The organism is Pseudomonas sp. MPFS (assembly GCF_022537035.1).
Lineage (GTDB): Bacteria > Pseudomonadota > Gammaproteobacteria > Pseudomonadales > Pseudomonadaceae > Aquipseudomonas > Aquipseudomonas sessilinigenes.
Genome location: NZ_CP066123.1, coordinates 1,611,096 through 1,626,538, shown reverse-complemented (window position 1 = coordinate 1,626,538; position 15,443 = coordinate 1,611,096). Strand labels below are relative to the sequence as shown.

The window sequence follows — 15,443 nt, the reverse complement described above, 5'->3', positions numbered from 1 at the left end:
CCACACACCTGCGAACAGGGTCGAGGATGACCCGATAGACCAACAACAACTCCTGTGGAGACGATCATGGACCTTTCCCTGCGTAACCTTGCCATCGCCGCCGGCTGCCTGCTGCTCGCCGGGCAGTCACTGGCTGCCGCTACCGAACCCAAGCGCCCGGAATGCATCGCCCCGGCCTCCCCCGGCGGCGGCTTCGACCTGACCTGCAAGCTGGTGCAGAGCGCCCTGGTCAACGAGAAGATCCTCAGCAAACCGATGCGCGTCACCTACATGCCCGGCGGCGTCGGGGCCGTGGCCTATAACGCGGTCGTGGCCCAGCGCCCGGCCGACGCCGGGACCCTGGTGGCCTGGTCCAGCGGTTCGCTGCTGAACCTGGCCCAGGGCAAGTTCGGGCGCTTCGATGAAAACGCCGTGCACTGGCTGGCGGCCGTGGGCACCAGCTATGGCGCCATCGCGGTGAAGAACGATTCGCCCTACAAGACTCTCGATGACCTGGTCGCGGCCCTGAAGAAAGATCCGAGCAAGGTGGTGATCGGCTCCGGCGGCACCGTCGGCAGCCAGGACTGGATGCAAACCGCGCTGATCGCCAAGGCCGCCGGGATCAACCCGCGGGACCTGCGCTACGTGGCCCTGGAGGGCGGCGGGGAAATCGCCACGGCCCTGCTGGGCGGGCACATCCAGGTGGGCAGTACCGACATCTCCGACTCCATGCCACACATCCTCGCGGGCGACATGCGCCTGCTGGCGGTGTTCTCCGAACAACGCCTGGACGAACCGGAAATGAAGAACATCCCCACTGCCAAGGAACAGGGCTATGACATCGTCTGGCCGGTGGTGCGCGGCTTCTACCTGGGGCCGAAGGTCAGCGACGAGGAATACGCCTGGTGGAAAAACGCCTTCGACAAGCTCCTGGCCTCCGAGGAGTTCGCCAAGCTGCGTGACCAGCGCGAGCTGTTCCCCTTCGCCATGACCGGCCCGGAGCTGGACACCTACGTGAAGAAACAGGTGGCCGACTACAAGGCCCTGGCCAAGGAATTCGGCCTGATCCAGTGACCACCCCATTCTGACGGCCCGGCCCTTGCGCAGCGGGGGTCGAGCCCGGGAGTTAGCCATGCTCGTTCAACGTCTATTCGCCTCGGTGCTGTTGCTGGCCTGTGCTGGCCTTGCACTGATGGCCTGGCCGTACCAGGCGGCCTTTTCCTACGAACCCGTGGGCCCAAGGGCCTTTCCGCTACTCATGCTCGGCCTGATGGGCCTGGCGCTGCTGTACCTGCTGGTGCGCCCGACACCGATCAAGCACAGCGACGACGAACCGCCCCTGGACCGTGAAACCCTGGTCAAGATCGCCCTCTGCGTGGCCCTGCTGCTGGTATTGGCCGGCACCTTCGAACCCCTGGGCTTCATCCTCGCCGGGATCCTCGTCGGCGTCCCCATGGCCCGCCTGTATGGCGGCCGCTGGTTGCCCAGTCTGGTGATCGTCAGCCTGCTCAGCATCGGCCTGTACTGGCTGTTCGATCGGGTCATGGACGTGCCCCTGCCCCTGGGCCTGCTCGACGTTCTGGAGAATTGATATGGATACCTTGAGCTATCTCGGCCAGGGCTTCGGCGTCGCGCTGAGCCCGTACAACCTGGTCACCGCCCTCACCGGCACCCTGATCGGCACCGTCGTCGGCCTGCTGCCGGGCCTGGGCCCGATCAACGGCGTGGCGCTGCTGATCCCCATCGCCTTCGCCCTGGGCCTGCCGCCGGAGTCGGCGCTGATCCTGCTGGCGGCGGTCTACCTGGGCTGCGAGTACGGCGGGCGAATCAGTTCGATCCTGCTGAACATCCCCGGCGAGGCCTCTACGGTGATGACCACCCTCGACGGTTATCCGATGGCTCGCAAGGGCCTGGCCGGGGTGGCCCTGTCGTTATCGGCCTGGAGTTCGTTCCTTGGCGCCTTCATCGCCACCTGCGGCATGGTGCTGTTCGCCCCGCTGCTGGCCAAGTGGGCCATCGCCTTCGGCCCGGCGGAATATTTCGTGCTGATGGTGTTCGCCATCGTCGCTCTCGGCGGCATGGCGGGCGACCGGCCACTGAAGACCTTCATTGCCGCGCTGATCGGGCTGTTCCTGTCGGCGGTAGGCATCGATGCCAACAGCGGCGTGTATCGCTTCACCGGTGACAGCATCCATCTGGCCGACGGCATTCAGTTCGTGGTCCTGGTACTGGGCCTGTTTTCCATCAGCGAAATCCTCCTGCTGCTGGAAAAGACCCACCGCGGCCAGGAAGCGGTCAAGGCCACCGGACGCATGCTGTTCAACTTCAAGGAAGCCGCCTCGGTGTTCACCGTCAACCTGCGCTGCGGCCTGCTGGGCTTCATCATGGGGGTATTGCCCGGTGCAGGCGCGACCCTGGCCAGCGCCGTGGCCTACATGACCGAGAAACGCATCGCTGGCGCCACCGGCACTTTTGGCCAGGGCGACAAGCGCGGCCTGGCGGCTCCGGAAACCGCGATCGGCGCCTCGGCCTGCGGCGCCCTGGTGCCGATGCTGACCCTGGGCGTGCCGGGCTCGGGCACCACGGCGGTGATGATCGGCGCCCTGTCGCTGTACAACATCACGCCGGGGCCGTTGCTGTTCCAGCAACAACCGGACATCGTCTGGGGCCTGATCGCCTCGTTGTTCATCGCCAACATCATGCTGGTGATCCTCAACATCCCGATGATCCGCATCTTCACCCGCATCCTCGCGGTGCCGAACTGGGCCCTGGTGCCGGCCATCGCGATCATCACCGCGATCGGCGTCTATGCCGTGCATGCCACCACTTTCGACCTGTTCCTGATGGTGGGCATCGGCATTTTCGGCTACATCCTGCGCAAGCTGGACTTCCCGCTCTCGCCGGTGCTGCTGGGCTTCATCCTTGGCGGCTTGATGGAACAGAACCTGCGTCGTGCACTGTCGATCTCCAATGGCGCTCTGGAAATCCTCTGGTCGAGCCCGATCACCGTCGGTGTCTGGGCACTGACCCTGTGCATGCTGCTCATGCCGCTGCTGCGCATCTGGCGCAAGCGTGCCAGCCAACGCCGCGCCTTAGCCGATGTCTGACGCCACCTTCAGGCAATGGTGGGGCACGCCCCTGGTGGGCCTGGCGGGTGGCTACCTGGCCAGCCAGGTCGGCTGGCCATTGCCCTGGATGGTCGGTTCGTTGCTGGCCGTCATCCTGGTGCGCTGCCTGACCCCATGGCAGTTGGGGGAAATTCCCGGCGGTCGCAAATGCGGACAATGGGTGGTGGGCATCGGCATCGGCCTGCACTTCACCCCGGCGGTGATGGAACAGGTCATGAGCCATTTCGGCCTGATCTTCTGCGGTGCGCTGGTTACCAGCCTGTCCAGCGTAGTGGCGGTCTGGTTGCTACGACGTACCGGCGAGGATCGGGCCACCGCCTTCTTCTCCAGCATGCCGGGTGGTTCGGGGGAAATGGTCAACCTCGGCGCACGCAATGGCGCGGTACTCAGCCGGGTAGCCGCCGGACAGAGCTTGCGGGTACTGGCGGTGGTGCTGTGCGTACCCGCCGCCTTCAAGTACCTGCTGGGCCAAGGCTCACCGGTATTGCAAGGGGCGGTCGTCGACTGGCACTGGCTGGCCCTGCTGTTTCCCGCCGGAGCGCTGCTGGCCTGGCTCTGGCAGCGCCTGCGCCAACCCAACCCCTGGTTGTTCGGCCCCTTGCTGCTCAGCGCCACGGCGAGCATCGCCTGGAACCTGCACATCGGCCTGCCGGACGGAGCCAGCCAGCTGGGCCAGTGGCTGATCGGCAGCGGCCTGGGTTGTCATTTCAATCGGCAGTTCTTTTGTCGGGCGCCCTCATTCATGGGGCGTACGCTGGTGGGCACCGCCCTGAGCATGTTGATCGCCGGCCTGGCGGCCTGGTGCTTGAGCCTGCTGACCCACCTGGATCTGCGTTCACTGACCCTGGGCATGATGCCCGGAGGCATTGCGGAAATGAGCCTGACGGCCGAGGTGCTGCAACTGTCGGTGCCATTGGTGACAGCGATGCAGGTGATGCGCCTGTTGTTCGTGCTGTTCCTTGCCGAGCCCCTGTTCCGCCACTGGAACAAGGATCTGTAGCCGCTGCCGCAGACGGGGTCGGGCAGCGACCACAGGGCTGGCCTACAGCGGTGGCAGGCGCCACTCGATCGGGGCTTCGCCGTTTTGCTCGAGGAACTTGTTGGTACGGCTGAAATGCCCGCAACCGAGGAACCCACGGTAAGCGGACAGGGGCGATGGGTGCACGGAAGTCAGCACCAGGTGCTTGGTCGCGTCGATCAACTTCTGCTTGCTCTGGGCATGGGAGCCCCAGAGCAGGAAGACCAGGTGCGGCTGGTGGGCGCTGACCACCTCGATGATCCGGTCGGTGAAGAATTGCCAGCCCTTGCCCGCATGGGAGGCGGCATTGGCGCGCTCCACGGTCATGGTGGTGTTGAGCATCAACACGCCCTGGTCGGCCCAGCTCTGCAGGTAACCGTGGTTGGGGATGTCGATGTTCAAGTCGCGCTTGAGCTCTTTGTAGATGTTCACCAGCGAGGGTGGCGCGGGCACGCCCGGCTGCACCGAAAAGCACAACCCATGGGCCTGGCCCGGGCCGTGGTAGGGGTCCTGGCCGAGGATCACCACCTTGACCTTGTCCAGGGGTGTCGAATTCAGGGCGTTGAAGATCAGCGGACCCGGCGGATAGATCTGCTTGCCGGCGGCATGTTCCTGGCGCAGGAACTCCCGCAGTTCGCTCATGTAGGGCTGCTCGAATTCGGCACGCAGTGCCTCCTTCCAGCTCGGTTCGAGTTTGATACGATCGTCAGCAGTCATGGCCATGCCCGTGAAAAACAATGGCCGCACCCTAGGAAAGCCGACTTCGCTTGTCAATTGATCTGACACAGGAGCAGTACTTTCCCTCACGGCGATCATACTGACCGCTCTTATTTTCCATCGAGGTCACGATGAACCTGCACGTCGAAGAACTCACCGGTACCGGCGGCGCCCGCATCGCCATCGCTACCCTGGACGCGGAAAAATCCCTCAACGCCCTGTCGCTGCCCATGATCCAGCAGTTGAGCGAACGCCTCGACGCCTGGGCCAAGGACCCCCGCGTGGTCTGCGTGATGTTGCGTGGCAACGGTGCCAAGGCCTTCTGTGCCGGTGGCGAGGTCCGCAGCCTGGCCCAGGCTTGCCTGGCACAACCCGGCCAGGTACCGACCCTGGCCGGGCATTTCTTCGCCGCGGAGTATCGTCTCGACTACCGTCTGCACACCTATCCCAAGCCATTGATCTGCTGGGGCCATGGCTATGTGCTCGGAGGCGGCATGGGCCTGCTGCAAGGCGCCGGCATCCGCATCGTCACCCCCAGCAGCCGCCTGGCGATGCCGGAAATCAGCATTGGCCTGTATCCCGACGTGGGGGCCAGCTGGTTCCTTTCGCGCATGCCCGGCAAGCTGGGGCTGTTCCTGGGGCTCACCGGTGCCCACATGAACGGCCGCGATGCCCTGGACCTGGGCCTGGCCGACCGCTTCCTGCTGGATGAGCAACAAGAGGCGTTGACCCAGGGGCTGCTGCAATTGAACTGGCAGGAACAGACCCCACGCCAGCTCAATAGCCTGCTCAAGGCCCTGCAACAAGAAGCCCTGGGGCAGATGCCCGACCGGGCCGAAATCGACCAATGGCTGGACGTCAGCGACGTGGCCTGTGCCTGGCGCGCCATTGGCCAGTTGCACGACCATCAGGACACGCTCTACAGCCGTGCGGCCAAGACCCTCGCCGAAGGCTGTCCACTGACGGCGCACCTGGTCTGGGAACAGATCCGCCGGGCCCGCTACCTGTCGCTGGCCGAAGTGTTCCAGATGGAGTACACCCTGAGCCTGAATTGCTGCCGGCACCCGGAGTTCGCCGAAGGGGTGCGTGCACGCCTGATCGACAAGGATCACCAGCCACGTTGGCACTGGGCAGATATCACCAGCGTGCCGGAAGCCGTGGTCGAGGCGCATTTCCACAAGGCCTGGGAGGGCCGTCATCCGCTGGCGGACCTCACAGGCTATTAACGGCCAACCCGCTACCGGGGATGGGAACATCCAACCCCGACGTGCAACGGCCCTAGGATTGCGGGTCGTGCGAGCCTCAGTGGCCGCGCCCTCCCCGGCCGCGGTCATGACCGCCATGGCCTCCCCAGTCGTGGTTGCCCCCATTGTTATTGCCCCAGTTACCCTGATGATCATGCCCTCCCCAACCCTGGCCCGGGTACGGTCGGTACCCCGGGCGAGGCTGGTAGTAGCGTGGTGCCGGTTGGTAGTAACGGGGGGCTGGCTGGTAATAGCGGGGCGCGTAGTAGCTGCGCCCAGTGGAGTAGTAATAGGAAGAACCGCCACCGTAGTAATAGGCCGGCGCCGGCGAGCTGTAGACCCGGGAGCCGTAGTAACCGGAGTCTCCATCGTAATAGGGGACGCACGCGCAAAGACTCGAACCCAACAGGATAAGCAGCAGAAGTCGACGATACATGGCGGCCTCCTGGACCGCGAAGAAGCCAGACCAGCGACGCTGGCAGGCGGCAGCCAGCAATGCTGACTGACAACATATCTGACCGCGAAAACCGCTTTCAGTGCGGTTCTCACCCCCACATTTATAGTGCCTGACGACCACCGGCGACCTGGGCACGAGAACCCGCCAGGCCACGGTACTTGCCACTGATCGTCAGCCGCTGCTTGACCGGTCCGCAATCCGCAGACACCCTGCACAACCTGTTACCGCGAGCCGCCCATGCGAAGCAGGCCGGACACCATCGAGCCTGCGCGCAAACACCCCTGCATACCATGAACAGACCCGACCTTTGCCCAGCCTGCGGCGCCCGCAATGACTGCACCCTGGCCGACCCGCGCAGCGCCGACCGTGCCTGCTGGTGCTACAGCGTGAGTATCGACCCTGCCGTCATCGAGGCCCTGCCGCAGGAGCTGCGCAACCAATCGTGCCTGTGTCCGCGCTGTGCGGGTGTCGAGGCGCAGTTGCGCACGGCCCAGGCACCACGCTCATGAGCCCGCGCTTCCTGCCTGCAAGGCCTGGGCACCATGCGTATTGATCGCTTCCTCGGTAACCTGCCGCACTTGAACCGCCAGCAAGCCCGCCTGTTGCTAGCGCAACAGCGCGTACGCATCGATGGTCGGCCAGTCACCGATGCCATGGCCGAGGTCCGCGAATTCAGCCGGGTGGAGCTGGACGGCGAGGTGGTGCAGGCCGGCAAGCCAGCGCGCTACTTCATGCTGCACAAGCCCATGGGCTGCGTCAGCGCCACCCGCGACCCCGAACACAAGACCGTGCTCGAGCTGCTCGACGAGCCCGACCTGCATGAACTGCATATCGCCGGACGCCTGGACTACAACACCACCGGGCTGTTGCTGATCACCAACGACGGCAGCTGGTCACGGCGACTGACCCAGCCACAAACCAAGCTGCCCAAGCGCTACTACGTGGAGACCGAACGGCAGATTGGCCCCGAGTATGTCCAGACCTTCGCCCAGGGCCTGTACTTCGCCTTCGAAGACCTCACTACCCTGCCGGCGCAGTTGCAGATCCTCGGTCCCCGCAGCGCCCGGCTGAGCATCGTCGAAGGGCGCTACCACCAGGTCAAGCGCATGTTCGGTCATTTCGACAACAAGGTCGTGCGCCTGCATCGCGAGAGCATGGGGCCGCTGATACTGGACCCGGCCCTGGCCCCTGGTGAATATCGGCCCCTTCACACCGCCGAGATAGAGCAGGTGTGACACCTTTCGCCCAGGGACGACCGCTGGGCGGAAGCTGTCGAACAATTTACCCAACGGCACTTGCGGGTTCCGGACCTCCCTGCTTGAATCAGTCCGTCGGCCGAATTATGACCGACCAGTCACACCCATAACCAGAAACCCTTTGCCGGCTTGAGCCCTGCCTGCTCTGCATTCGCGCCGGTAAATCGCCCGCCTATAACAATACCCGTCGACCTGCCTTACCGGATCGACATGGGCCCCGATTCCAGGCGTATGCCTACCTGTCACATTGCCCGTGCACACTCATCGTATGCGCGCATACCCGCTTGCCAGGAGTCTTATGACATGAGGCCAGAAATCGCTGTGCTGGATATACAAGGTCAGTATCGGGTTTACACGGAGTTCTATCGCGCGGAAGCTGCGGACAAGACCATCATCCTGGTCAACGGCTCGATGGCCACCACGGCGTCCTTTGCCCAAACCGTGAAGAACCTCCATCCGCAGTTCAACGTGGTGCTCTACGACCAGCCCTATGCAGGTCGCTCCAAGGCCCATAACCGGCATGAGCGCATGCTGACCAAGGAAATCGAGGGGCAGATCCTGCTGGAGCTCATCGAACACTTCGCCGCCGAGCATGTGCTGTCGTTTTCCTGGGGCGGGGCCGCGACCTTGCAGGCACTCGCCCAATGCCCGCGGCGCATCGAAAAGGCGGTGATCAGCTCATTCTCGCCGGTGATCAACGAACCGATGCGCGACTACCTGGAACGCGGCGTCGACTACCTCGGCAACCTTGACCGCCATCGCGTCGGCCATCTGGTCAACGACACCATCGGCAAGCACTTGCCATCGCTGTTCAAGCGCTTCAACTATCGCCATGTGAGCAGCCTGGCCGAGCATGAGTACGGGCAGATGCACTTTCACATCAGTCATGTGCTCAACAGCGATCGCCAGTGCTACATCAAGGCGGCGAAGAATATTCAGATACCCGTGCTGTTCATCAATGGCGAGTGGGACGAGTACACCTCGGCCAAGGACGCCCGGCTGTTCGCCAACCATGTGCGAAACTCGAGCTTCAGTACGATCAGCGCGACAGGGCATTTCCTGGACATGGAACACAAGGCCGCTTGCCAGGACAGTCGCCGGGCGCTGCTGAGCTTCCTCAAGCCCTTGCAATACGATGCTCGTCCGCGCCCCTCCTACGTTCAGGGCCAACATGCACGAGCCGTCTGAAATCCCGCTTCCACAGGTCGCCATCCGTCTTTGGATAAGCCCTCTGTCCGTGGCGCCTGGCGTCCCTGTGGCAAGTGTGGGAAAACAGATAAATGCGGGCCAGATAAAGAAAAACTTCAAATTCCCGGTTACATCTGGTACAAAGTCAGCCGTTCGAGCGGGTGTCGTATAATGGCATTACTCCAGCTTCCCAAGCTGATAACGAGGGTTCGATTCCCTTCACCCGCTCCACTTCTCATCTAACTCATTGATTTTCAACAAGTCATATGAGCAAGCCGCGAGCAGTCACGCAAGTCCTCCTACAAAGGGCTATAACGTGGCGCAGCGCAACAACCTCTATCGCCGCCCAAGCGGAATCTACGTCCTTCGCCTCACAGTCCCGGCTCACCTTCGCCCGCGCTTGGGACAACGAGAAGTTCACGTCTCCACCGAATCGAGGGATTTGCGCGAGGCGAAAGCGGTAGCATGTCGACTCTTGGATATTTGGAACTTGAACTTGAGCGAGTTGACCATGAGCGAAAGCGAGCGACCTGAAGCCGGCGAAGCGCTCTCCAAAAAAGAGCTGATCAGCCTTAGCGAGCTCAGCGATTCTTGCGGGCTACCCATCGGCCAGGTGCTACGGGGCGTGCTCAACTACAACATCCCGGTCGTCTATGAAGCAAATTCGCAACCCGGTTTTCTGGTCGACGACTTCTCAGACATCGACCGAGAGAGCGAAACAGAAGGATTCGTTCTCAACAGCGCTATCGAAGTAGGGACCCCGCACGTCTTCAGGCGCTTGCTCAAGCCATTTGTCCCGCGCACCACGCTTTTAAACATCATCGAAGCCGGCGCTTCAGAAGAGGTAGTTTTTCGATTACTCGGGCGACCTCTGGCGGCTGCCTTTTTCGATTTGCCGGGCATCCGTCTCACTACGCGCTCGGTGCTAATCCTGAAGGTGCACGCTGGCCGGTTCTTTAGAGCCCCTCCACTAAGCGCAAGTGGCCCGATCAGCACTCTCCCCTCACCGCCCCAGCCCTCACCCCACAGCCCCCCCGCATGGCCTTGTGAGTGCTGTAGACCGGATCGCGCCGAGCAGCTTGTCTCTTCGCTGATGGAACAGTTCCTGACAAAAAAACAGCCGAACTGGAAGCTAGATCAGCAAAAGAAAATGGCAACGCAATGTGGCGCATTCGTCGAGCTGATGCGCGACCCTCCATTAGGTGCTCTAAACCGCCAGCTGATCTGGGACTACGAAGCAACGCTTAGAAGAATGCCTGCAGACAGATATAACGCCGCTCGTCGTCACGGAACGCAAGACGCAAATCAGTTGCTCGCCTTGGCCGAAGAGCATGGAGAATTGCGCCTATCATCTGCGAGTGTTGAACGCTATTTGGACTCGCTTTCAAGTATGTTCGCATGGGCAGTCGACAACATGATTCTCACCCACAACCCGGCAAAACGCGCCATCGAGAAACAGAAAAAAGTCACACGGGATCAAGATGACCGCCTCCGGTTTGAAAAGACTGATCTCGACAAAATCTTTTCTGCCCACTGGTTCTCAGCCGGCACCGGCGAACGTAATAAACACGGACGCTTCCATCAGTTCCGCCCCCATTTTTACTGGCTGCCGTTGCTTGCGCTTTACACCGGAGCTCGGCTGAACGAGCTTTCTCAGCTCTATATCACCGACCTCAAGCTGACGAATACCGGGGTGCATTACCTGGACTTCAATCTCGATGGTCCAGATAAACTGGACGCGGATGAACCAGACAAGTCACTGAAGACTGTTAACTCCCAGCGCATCGTCGCGTTGCACCCCCACATCATCGAACTAGAGCTTCCCGCCTATGTGAAGGCGCTCTCCGGCGCGGGTTATTCTCGACTGTTTCCCGAGCTCAAGCGTGATGAAATTAAAGGTTACGGTAAACCGGCGGGGAGTTGGTTCAATGAGCGTTTTCTAGGCAAGCAGCTCGCTATACCGAGAGACGGCAAACGCACTTTTCACTCGTTCAGACACACATTCATCACCGCATTGAGTGAGCTTGGGGTCCCACCGGACATTCAGGCACAGCTGGCGGGTCACAGCCGAGGTGAAACCATAACCGCCGTTCGTTATAGAAAAGACGCTGATGCTGAACGACTGCTGGAATACGTGAAGCTACTGGATTTCAAGCTTCCGGCAATCAAATCGTTTGTCGTTGCAAATGGACTAGAGGCCGTCAAAGACGCATGGAGACTAAAAACCAAACCTAGGCCATTATCAGACAAGCAATGAGTCCAGGATATAAAATTCTTCGGCTTCGTTATCTGGTCGACTGGGTGTAGAGGGCTCTTTGAGAGTGCGCCGTCTACACCCACCCTCAATGCATAACAAAACCATTGATCATCTAAGCTGACTTTAGATAAATGCAAATGGCGCCGGTAGATTCGCACCAACTCGCGATTAAAGAACTCTACCGGCCAAGTGTGCTAATCGCAAATAAAGCCGAATGACGAATTCATCCAATCCTCGGTAGCCCATAAAACCGCAGGGCTGTTCGGATCAGCCTGATAGAAACGGGTAAATCCAATATACCCCCCGTAGCTATTTTTCGCGTTAACTTCCCCGCAAACAGAGTCCTTAGGAGTTGGCTTACCAGTCCAACTCTTGGTGTAAAGATTGCGAAACTGAGCGCTTTCAGGATCTTTCAGAAGGGCTTTCACCGCATTCTTCGTCTGCTCGGCTCTCGCTTCAGGCACCGGAATTTTCTCAGCCCCGGCCCCGGCATTCGCAACCGAAGCAGTTCCAAAAATCGCTATTGCACATAGCGCTTGAAATGCCTCTAACCCATGAAACTGGCCTGATCTAGCCATCAATGAATCTCCCTATGTTTGAAATGTCACGAACAGAGCGTGGCCCCTGAGTGTCCCATACTAGCCAAATGTTGGGTATGGAAAAATCATTACGACAACGATTCGGCTATAGATTTAGGCAACTTCGACTCGCGAGCGGGTTCAGCCAGGAAGCGTTCGCAGATCATGCTGCCGTGGCTCGCAGCTATCTCAGCCGAATAGAACGAGGCATGGCAAATCCTTCGCTGGACGCGATTGAGGGGCTTGCAGACGCCCTGGGCATAGATCCGGCTACGTTTTTCGAGATCGCACCAGTTGCATCAGATGAAATCGTGGAGGACGTCCCCTTCGCGTCGGACGGCAGTTGCTTTCATCGAGGGCTTGCCAGCCCTAGGGATGGCTCATTTCGGGTAGGTGACAACGGGGCCGAACTGCGTTTCAGCTCGTTCGAAGAAGCACTCAATCATCTCCGGACAATGCGAACCGCACGATGGCGGAGACCCAACGATGCGGGGAACTGGGGCCTCGTCTCAGCCGTGTATTGGGGTAGGGCCGAACAGCCCAAAGGCACGCCAAGATAAACCAGCTGCGGGCCCAGGTTCGAACGACGGCTCCGCATCAGCGTTTACATTCAACGATATTCTGATGCGTTACGAACGCATTACGTTGCAAAAAAAACGCTGTGGCCTAGATTCCGCGCAGCTTTCCACCAACCTACATTGTAGGTAGAGCAGTAGACAAACCGACGCACGAGCTTGGCTTTCCACCTTCATAATTGCACTCACCATCTGAGCGCCAGTTGAATCCAGCTAGCGCTTCGGCACCAAGTATAAGCTTTCATCAAACTGTCCCGCCGACGACACAGACAACCCCTTGAGAGGGGGCTTATATTTCTAAGGGTTTACTTTTTTGACAGGCTTATGGAGGGGCTGCACATAGATCCGTGTGGCGTTTACAGCTTTTACAGTTATTAGGACGGCAGGGGCAATATCCTGTGCCAGTGCGGACTTCGGGCGGTGTGCTGGTCGGCTTTTGTCCCTTTTTTTTGCGCAGGCGCCTACAGGGTGAGTCGGCGGAGGGCGCCCTTTACTGCCCCCTGAAGCTCGCTGTCAGCCTCAATATGCCGACTCTCCGCGCGGGTCTTGCGCCACTTGTCACGCCGCCCGATTTTATCGAAGCTGTGCATGCCGCGCTCTGGGGTTGCGTCATGCAGTTTGCGATTTATCTTTATCGCCGTCAGTTTGAAAAGGTCGCCACCAGCTTGCTTCTCTGGAGCTACTTCGCGACGGAAACGGAACAGGCCGGTGAGCTTATCGAATTGAAAGAATTGAAGATCAGCAAGTAAGTTAATTCCGTATTCGTGCAGTGCCGATCCTTGCAGTGTAACCTCGACTCGGGCTCGCCACCGGTCTTTAGGGAGTAACTGTTGATTGTCAGTTTTTTTGTAGTAAACCTGCCAAGCGAAAGGGTCTGCTTTGTTGCCAATACGGAAATTAAGGTTCGGATCTAATCGGTCCCCATGATGGTCGAGATAACGATTCTCCCGGGTGACGGGATCGAACTGGCGGTGCTTTGTCCCCTCAGCAAATAGGCACGATTGCAACCTGTGAGTCATGGCCAGCGTTTCGGGTATTGAGCCAGTCTTATGCCGGAAGTCGCAGGCCACTTCAATCGCAGTGATACGAGGAGCAGACGCAATAGGGTAGCGAATGGCGAAATCATCGAGCGTTTTTCGTAGCTTTTGGTAGTCATTCGCCAACAAATCGTGGAAGCGAAGGCGAAACGCTGTCCCTACATTTCCGGCCCGTTTATCGAGTGTTTCAACCCAAAGCTTAGTGCCGGTAATTCCTCTAAGCACCTCTTGGACGTGTTGGTGTTGCGATGGTCTGAACGTTTCGATCACAACGTCGAGCCAATCAATGCAGGCGGTTACCTTGAACGACTTGCGGCTTACCCCGGCTTCGGTCTTGCTCACACCAGCGCACGCGCTTTCCAAAGCCTTTTGTCAGCTGGGCCGACCTCAAATTCGTGGACTTGGATAGGTATGAGCGCGATCGAGGATGGCGCGACTTTAAGGGCAGCATCGGTGAAATCAGCGATGTCCGAAAGACTGTAATAGGGACGTGATGCTTTTCCATCGTGACTGGAAAGAAACGGAGTCAGAACCAGCCCAAAATAAGAGCTTTTGCCTCGTCTCATGTCAGCTAATAGGTCATCCCAAGCTCGGACCGCGCCGAGATCACGGCGAAGCATGTATGCGACTTCGCTAGCTGTTACAGTTTTCACTTTCATAGTTCTTCTGCCTATTATGATTCAACAGTTGGGGCAAGCATCAGGTGCAATTGGCCCTTCAGCATGTTTTCAACAATCACAAACGACTCACCACCGTAGGATATCGAGCGCCGGCCAATATGCAGCACGAACGAGCCGAAGCTGTCGTCTCTGGTGGTGATACTGGCGCCCGCCAGCTCACTGGCCAATTGGACGTCGTCTAAGCGGTAGTAGCCCGTCCCGGCTATCTCGTGCTCCTCAGTGAGTTCGGCTGTTCCAGAGGCAAATTCATCAGCCACAGCAGCTAATTTCTCGGCTAACAACTCGTCAGCAAGTGCAGACCGGATTACCGCAGCCTTGTTAGGTGCTCCCGGTTTTTGCGCAATCACGTCACGAGCCCAGTCTTGCCAGCGAATACCTCGATTTACCGCAAGGGCGTCGATTGCTGCCCAGGTGCTCTCCTCGAATCTAAGCGACGTTCGACCAGTGCCAGTCAGCTCTGTCGTGCGGACTTTGAATGCGTTTGCCATGGTTACACCTACCTTGCTGTCAGAAAATTGAGCATAGCAACCCAGCACATAAAAACACAAATTAATTGTGTTTTTATGTGCCGCGATCTAAGCTGACCACACATTAAACGAACGTTTTGAAGTGTGGTCATCACTGGAGTTCGATCATGGCAAACGGCAAATTCGTCGCTTACTACCGCGTTAGCACCGCAACTCAGGGGCAAAGTGGGTTGGGGCTGGAGGCTCAACGAGAAGCCGTCGCACGTTATTTAAGCAACGGGGAATGGGAATGTCTGGCCGAGTTTCAAGAGATCGAAACCGGTAAGGGGGTTGACGCTCTTGCGAAACGCCCGAAGTTGAAAGCGGCACTAGACACCTGTCGTAAATACGGTGCGACCCTAATCATCGCCAAACTGGACCGTCTCGCACGGAACGTGCATTTCATCTCAGGCCTCATGGAGACGGGTTGCGACTTCGTCGCTGCAGATATGCCGACAGCTAACAAAGTAATGATCCAGATGCATGCGGTTATGTCTGAGTGGGAGCGTGATCAGATCAGCAGGCGCACCAAAGACGCCCTGGCCGTCGCAAAGTCTCGTGGCGTCATTCTGGGCAAGGCCGGACCTAAAAACCTGCGAGCGAATGTTCAACAACGCCAACAGGCCGCAGATGACTTTGCAGCCAAGCTCCGGCCAGTATTCGACGGGATGACAGCAAGGAAGCTTTCGCAGCGAGCAATGCAAGGGGAGCTGAACAGCATCGGAATACCAGCGCCAAAAGGAGGCGTTTGGCAGCTCACTCAAGTCCAGAGGGTGATTGCCCGATTGGCAGCTCATGATAATTCTTGACCTACCCCCGCAGT

General features: G+C 59.4%; 17 protein-coding genes and 1 tRNA gene. 12 read left to right on the top strand and 6 right to left on the bottom strand.

Going from position 1 to position 15,443, the window contains the following annotated elements:
- The first annotated feature begins 66 nt into the window (after positions 1-66).
- Genes I9018_RS07465 through I9018_RS07450 form a run of 4 tightly spaced genes read left to right on the top strand, consistent with a single transcriptional unit; the run spans position 67 to position 4,107 of the window.
- Positions 67-1,053, top strand: coding sequence for a tripartite tricarboxylate transporter substrate binding protein (locus I9018_RS07465; RefSeq protein ID WP_241109109.1), 987 nt, complete (start codon positions 67-69; stop codon positions 1,051-1,053).
- Between the two features lie 58 nt (positions 1,054-1,111).
- Positions 1,112-1,570 (top strand): tripartite tricarboxylate transporter TctB family protein, encoded by a 459-nt coding sequence (locus I9018_RS07460; protein WP_124345984.1) that lies wholly within the window; start codon positions 1,112-1,114, stop codon positions 1,568-1,570.
- Position 1,571: 1 nt separating this feature from the next.
- A complete protein-coding gene (locus I9018_RS07455; RefSeq protein WP_124345983.1) occupies positions 1,572-3,086 on the top strand; it encodes a tripartite tricarboxylate transporter permease in 1,515 nt (504 codons plus the stop codon).
- The gene (locus I9018_RS07450) at positions 3,079-4,107 is read left to right on the top strand and encodes an AbrB family transcriptional regulator (RefSeq protein ID WP_241109108.1); all 1,029 of its coding nucleotides are present in this window, start codon (positions 3,079-3,081) and stop codon (positions 4,105-4,107) included. The genes I9018_RS07455 and I9018_RS07450 overlap by 8 nt, the downstream gene beginning before the upstream one ends.
- Positions 4,108-4,149: 42 nt before the next feature.
- Here I9018_RS07450 and ung read toward each other — a convergent pair whose 3' ends face one another.
- Complete coding sequence (ung, locus tag I9018_RS07445; protein ID WP_124345982.1) at positions 4,150-4,842, bottom strand: uracil-DNA glycosylase; 693 nt, start codon at positions 4,840-4,842, stop codon at positions 4,150-4,152.
- A gap of 131 nt (positions 4,843-4,973) precedes the next feature.
- On the opposite strand from ung, the gene I9018_RS07440 reads away from it, so the two are divergent.
- Positions 4,974-6,068: an enoyl-CoA hydratase/isomerase family protein gene (locus I9018_RS07440; protein ID WP_241109107.1), complete on the top strand. Its 1,095-nt coding sequence runs from the start codon at positions 4,974-4,976 to the stop codon at positions 6,066-6,068.
- A 76-nt stretch (positions 6,069-6,144) separates the two neighbouring features.
- Here the strand turns inward: I9018_RS07440 and I9018_RS07435 are convergent, their stop codons facing one another.
- Positions 6,145-6,522 carry a hypothetical protein gene (locus tag I9018_RS07435; RefSeq protein ID WP_241109106.1) on the bottom strand — a complete coding sequence of 126 codons (378 nt, stop codon included), beginning with the start codon at positions 6,520-6,522 and terminating at the stop codon, positions 6,145-6,147.
- Between the two features lie 311 nt (positions 6,523-6,833).
- Here I9018_RS07435 and I9018_RS07430 point away from each other — a divergent pair, with 311 nt between their 5' ends.
- The 5 genes from I9018_RS07430 to I9018_RS07410 all read left to right on the top strand — a co-directional run bounded on the left by I9018_RS07430 (position 6,834) and on the right by I9018_RS07410 (position 11,244).
- Complete coding sequence (locus tag I9018_RS07430; protein WP_068584330.1) at positions 6,834-7,052, top strand: cysteine-rich CWC family protein; 219 nt, start codon at positions 6,834-6,836, stop codon at positions 7,050-7,052.
- A gap of 33 nt (positions 7,053-7,085) precedes the next feature.
- Positions 7,086-7,778 carry a 16S rRNA pseudouridine(516) synthase gene (locus I9018_RS07425; RefSeq protein ID WP_124345980.1) on the top strand — a complete coding sequence of 231 codons (693 nt, stop codon included), beginning with the start codon at positions 7,086-7,088 and terminating at the stop codon, positions 7,776-7,778.
- Positions 7,779-8,102: 324 nt separating this feature from the next.
- Positions 8,103-8,987 carry an alpha/beta hydrolase gene (locus tag I9018_RS07420; RefSeq protein WP_068584303.1) on the top strand — a complete coding sequence of 295 codons (885 nt, stop codon included), beginning with the start codon at positions 8,103-8,105 and terminating at the stop codon, positions 8,985-8,987.
- A gap of 157 nt (positions 8,988-9,144) precedes the next feature.
- Positions 9,145-9,218: transfer RNA gene (locus tag I9018_RS07415), tRNA-Gly, on the top strand.
- Between the two features lie 265 nt (positions 9,219-9,483).
- Positions 9,484-11,244, top strand: a complete 1,761-nt coding sequence (locus tag I9018_RS07410) for a site-specific integrase (RefSeq protein ID WP_241109105.1) — start codon at positions 9,484-9,486, stop codon at positions 11,242-11,244.
- Positions 11,245-11,438: 194 nt separating this feature from the next.
- Here the strand turns inward: I9018_RS07410 and I9018_RS07405 are convergent, their stop codons facing one another.
- The gene (locus I9018_RS07405; protein WP_241109104.1) at positions 11,439-11,822 is read right to left on the bottom strand and encodes a hypothetical protein; all 384 of its coding nucleotides are present in this window, start codon (positions 11,820-11,822) and stop codon (positions 11,439-11,441) included.
- A gap of 68 nt (positions 11,823-11,890) precedes the next feature.
- Here I9018_RS07405 and I9018_RS07400 point away from each other — a divergent pair, with 68 nt between their 5' ends.
- Positions 11,891-12,382, top strand: a complete 492-nt coding sequence (locus I9018_RS07400) for a helix-turn-helix domain-containing protein (RefSeq protein WP_346780105.1) — start codon at positions 11,891-11,893, stop codon at positions 12,380-12,382.
- 476 nt (positions 12,383-12,858) lie between these two features.
- On the opposite strand, the gene I9018_RS07395 is transcribed toward I9018_RS07400, so the two are convergent.
- The 3 genes from I9018_RS07395 to I9018_RS07385 are packed head-to-tail and all read right to left on the bottom strand — an operon-like array spanning position 12,859 to position 14,602.
- Positions 12,859-13,776 carry a hypothetical protein gene (locus I9018_RS07395; RefSeq protein WP_241109102.1) on the bottom strand — a complete coding sequence of 306 codons (918 nt, stop codon included), beginning with the start codon at positions 13,774-13,776 and terminating at the stop codon, positions 12,859-12,861.
- Positions 13,773-14,093: a hypothetical protein gene (locus tag I9018_RS07390; protein ID WP_241109101.1), complete on the bottom strand. Its 321-nt coding sequence runs from the start codon at positions 14,091-14,093 to the stop codon at positions 13,773-13,775. The genes I9018_RS07395 and I9018_RS07390 overlap by 4 nt, the downstream gene beginning before the upstream one ends.
- Positions 14,094-14,107: 14 nt before the next feature.
- Positions 14,108-14,602, bottom strand: a complete 495-nt coding sequence (locus I9018_RS07385) for a hypothetical protein (protein WP_241109100.1) — start codon at positions 14,600-14,602, stop codon at positions 14,108-14,110.
- A gap of 146 nt (positions 14,603-14,748) precedes the next feature.
- Here I9018_RS07385 and I9018_RS07380 point away from each other — a divergent pair, with 146 nt between their 5' ends.
- The gene (locus tag I9018_RS07380) at positions 14,749-15,429 is read left to right on the top strand and encodes a recombinase family protein (RefSeq protein WP_241109099.1); all 681 of its coding nucleotides are present in this window, start codon (positions 14,749-14,751) and stop codon (positions 15,427-15,429) included.
- Positions 15,430-15,443 lie beyond the last annotated feature (14 nt).

Bases quoted from the DNA above. Each gene is read 5' to 3' on its own strand.
- I9018_RS07465 (WP_241109109.1), top strand. From the start codon at position 67: ATGGACCTTTCCCTGCGTAACCTTGCCATCGCCGCCGGCTGCCTGCTG.
- I9018_RS07460 (WP_124345984.1), top strand. From the start codon at position 1,112: ATGCTCGTTCAACGTCTATTCGCCTCGGTGCTGTTGCTGGCCTGTGCT.
- I9018_RS07455 (WP_124345983.1), top strand. From the start codon at position 1,572: ATGGATACCTTGAGCTATCTCGGCCAGGGCTTCGGCGTCGCGCTGAGC.
- I9018_RS07450 (WP_241109108.1), top strand. From the start codon at position 3,079: ATGTCTGACGCCACCTTCAGGCAATGGTGGGGCACGCCCCTGGTGGGC.
- ung (WP_124345982.1), bottom strand. From the start codon at position 4,842: ATGACTGCTGACGATCGTATCAAACTCGAACCGAGCTGGAAGGAGGCA.
- I9018_RS07440 (WP_241109107.1), top strand. From the start codon at position 4,974: ATGAACCTGCACGTCGAAGAACTCACCGGTACCGGCGGCGCCCGCATC.
- I9018_RS07435 (WP_241109106.1), bottom strand. From the start codon at position 6,522: ATGTATCGTCGACTTCTGCTGCTTATCCTGTTGGGTTCGAGTCTTTGC.
- I9018_RS07430 (WP_068584330.1), top strand. From the start codon at position 6,834: ATGAACAGACCCGACCTTTGCCCAGCCTGCGGCGCCCGCAATGACTGC.
- I9018_RS07425 (WP_124345980.1), top strand. From the start codon at position 7,086: ATGCGTATTGATCGCTTCCTCGGTAACCTGCCGCACTTGAACCGCCAG.
- I9018_RS07420 (WP_068584303.1), top strand. From the start codon at position 8,103: ATGAGGCCAGAAATCGCTGTGCTGGATATACAAGGTCAGTATCGGGTT.
- I9018_RS07405 (WP_241109104.1), bottom strand. From the start codon at position 11,822: ATGGCTAGATCAGGCCAGTTTCATGGGTTAGAGGCATTTCAAGCGCTA.
- I9018_RS07400 (WP_346780105.1), top strand. From the start codon at position 11,891: ATGTTGGGTATGGAAAAATCATTACGACAACGATTCGGCTATAGATTT.
- I9018_RS07390 (WP_241109101.1), bottom strand. From the start codon at position 14,093: ATGAAAGTGAAAACTGTAACAGCTAGCGAAGTCGCATACATGCTTCGC.
- I9018_RS07385 (WP_241109100.1), bottom strand. From the start codon at position 14,602: ATGGCAAACGCATTCAAAGTCCGCACGACAGAGCTGACTGGCACTGGT.
- I9018_RS07380 (WP_241109099.1), top strand. From the start codon at position 14,749: ATGGCAAACGGCAAATTCGTCGCTTACTACCGCGTTAGCACCGCAACT.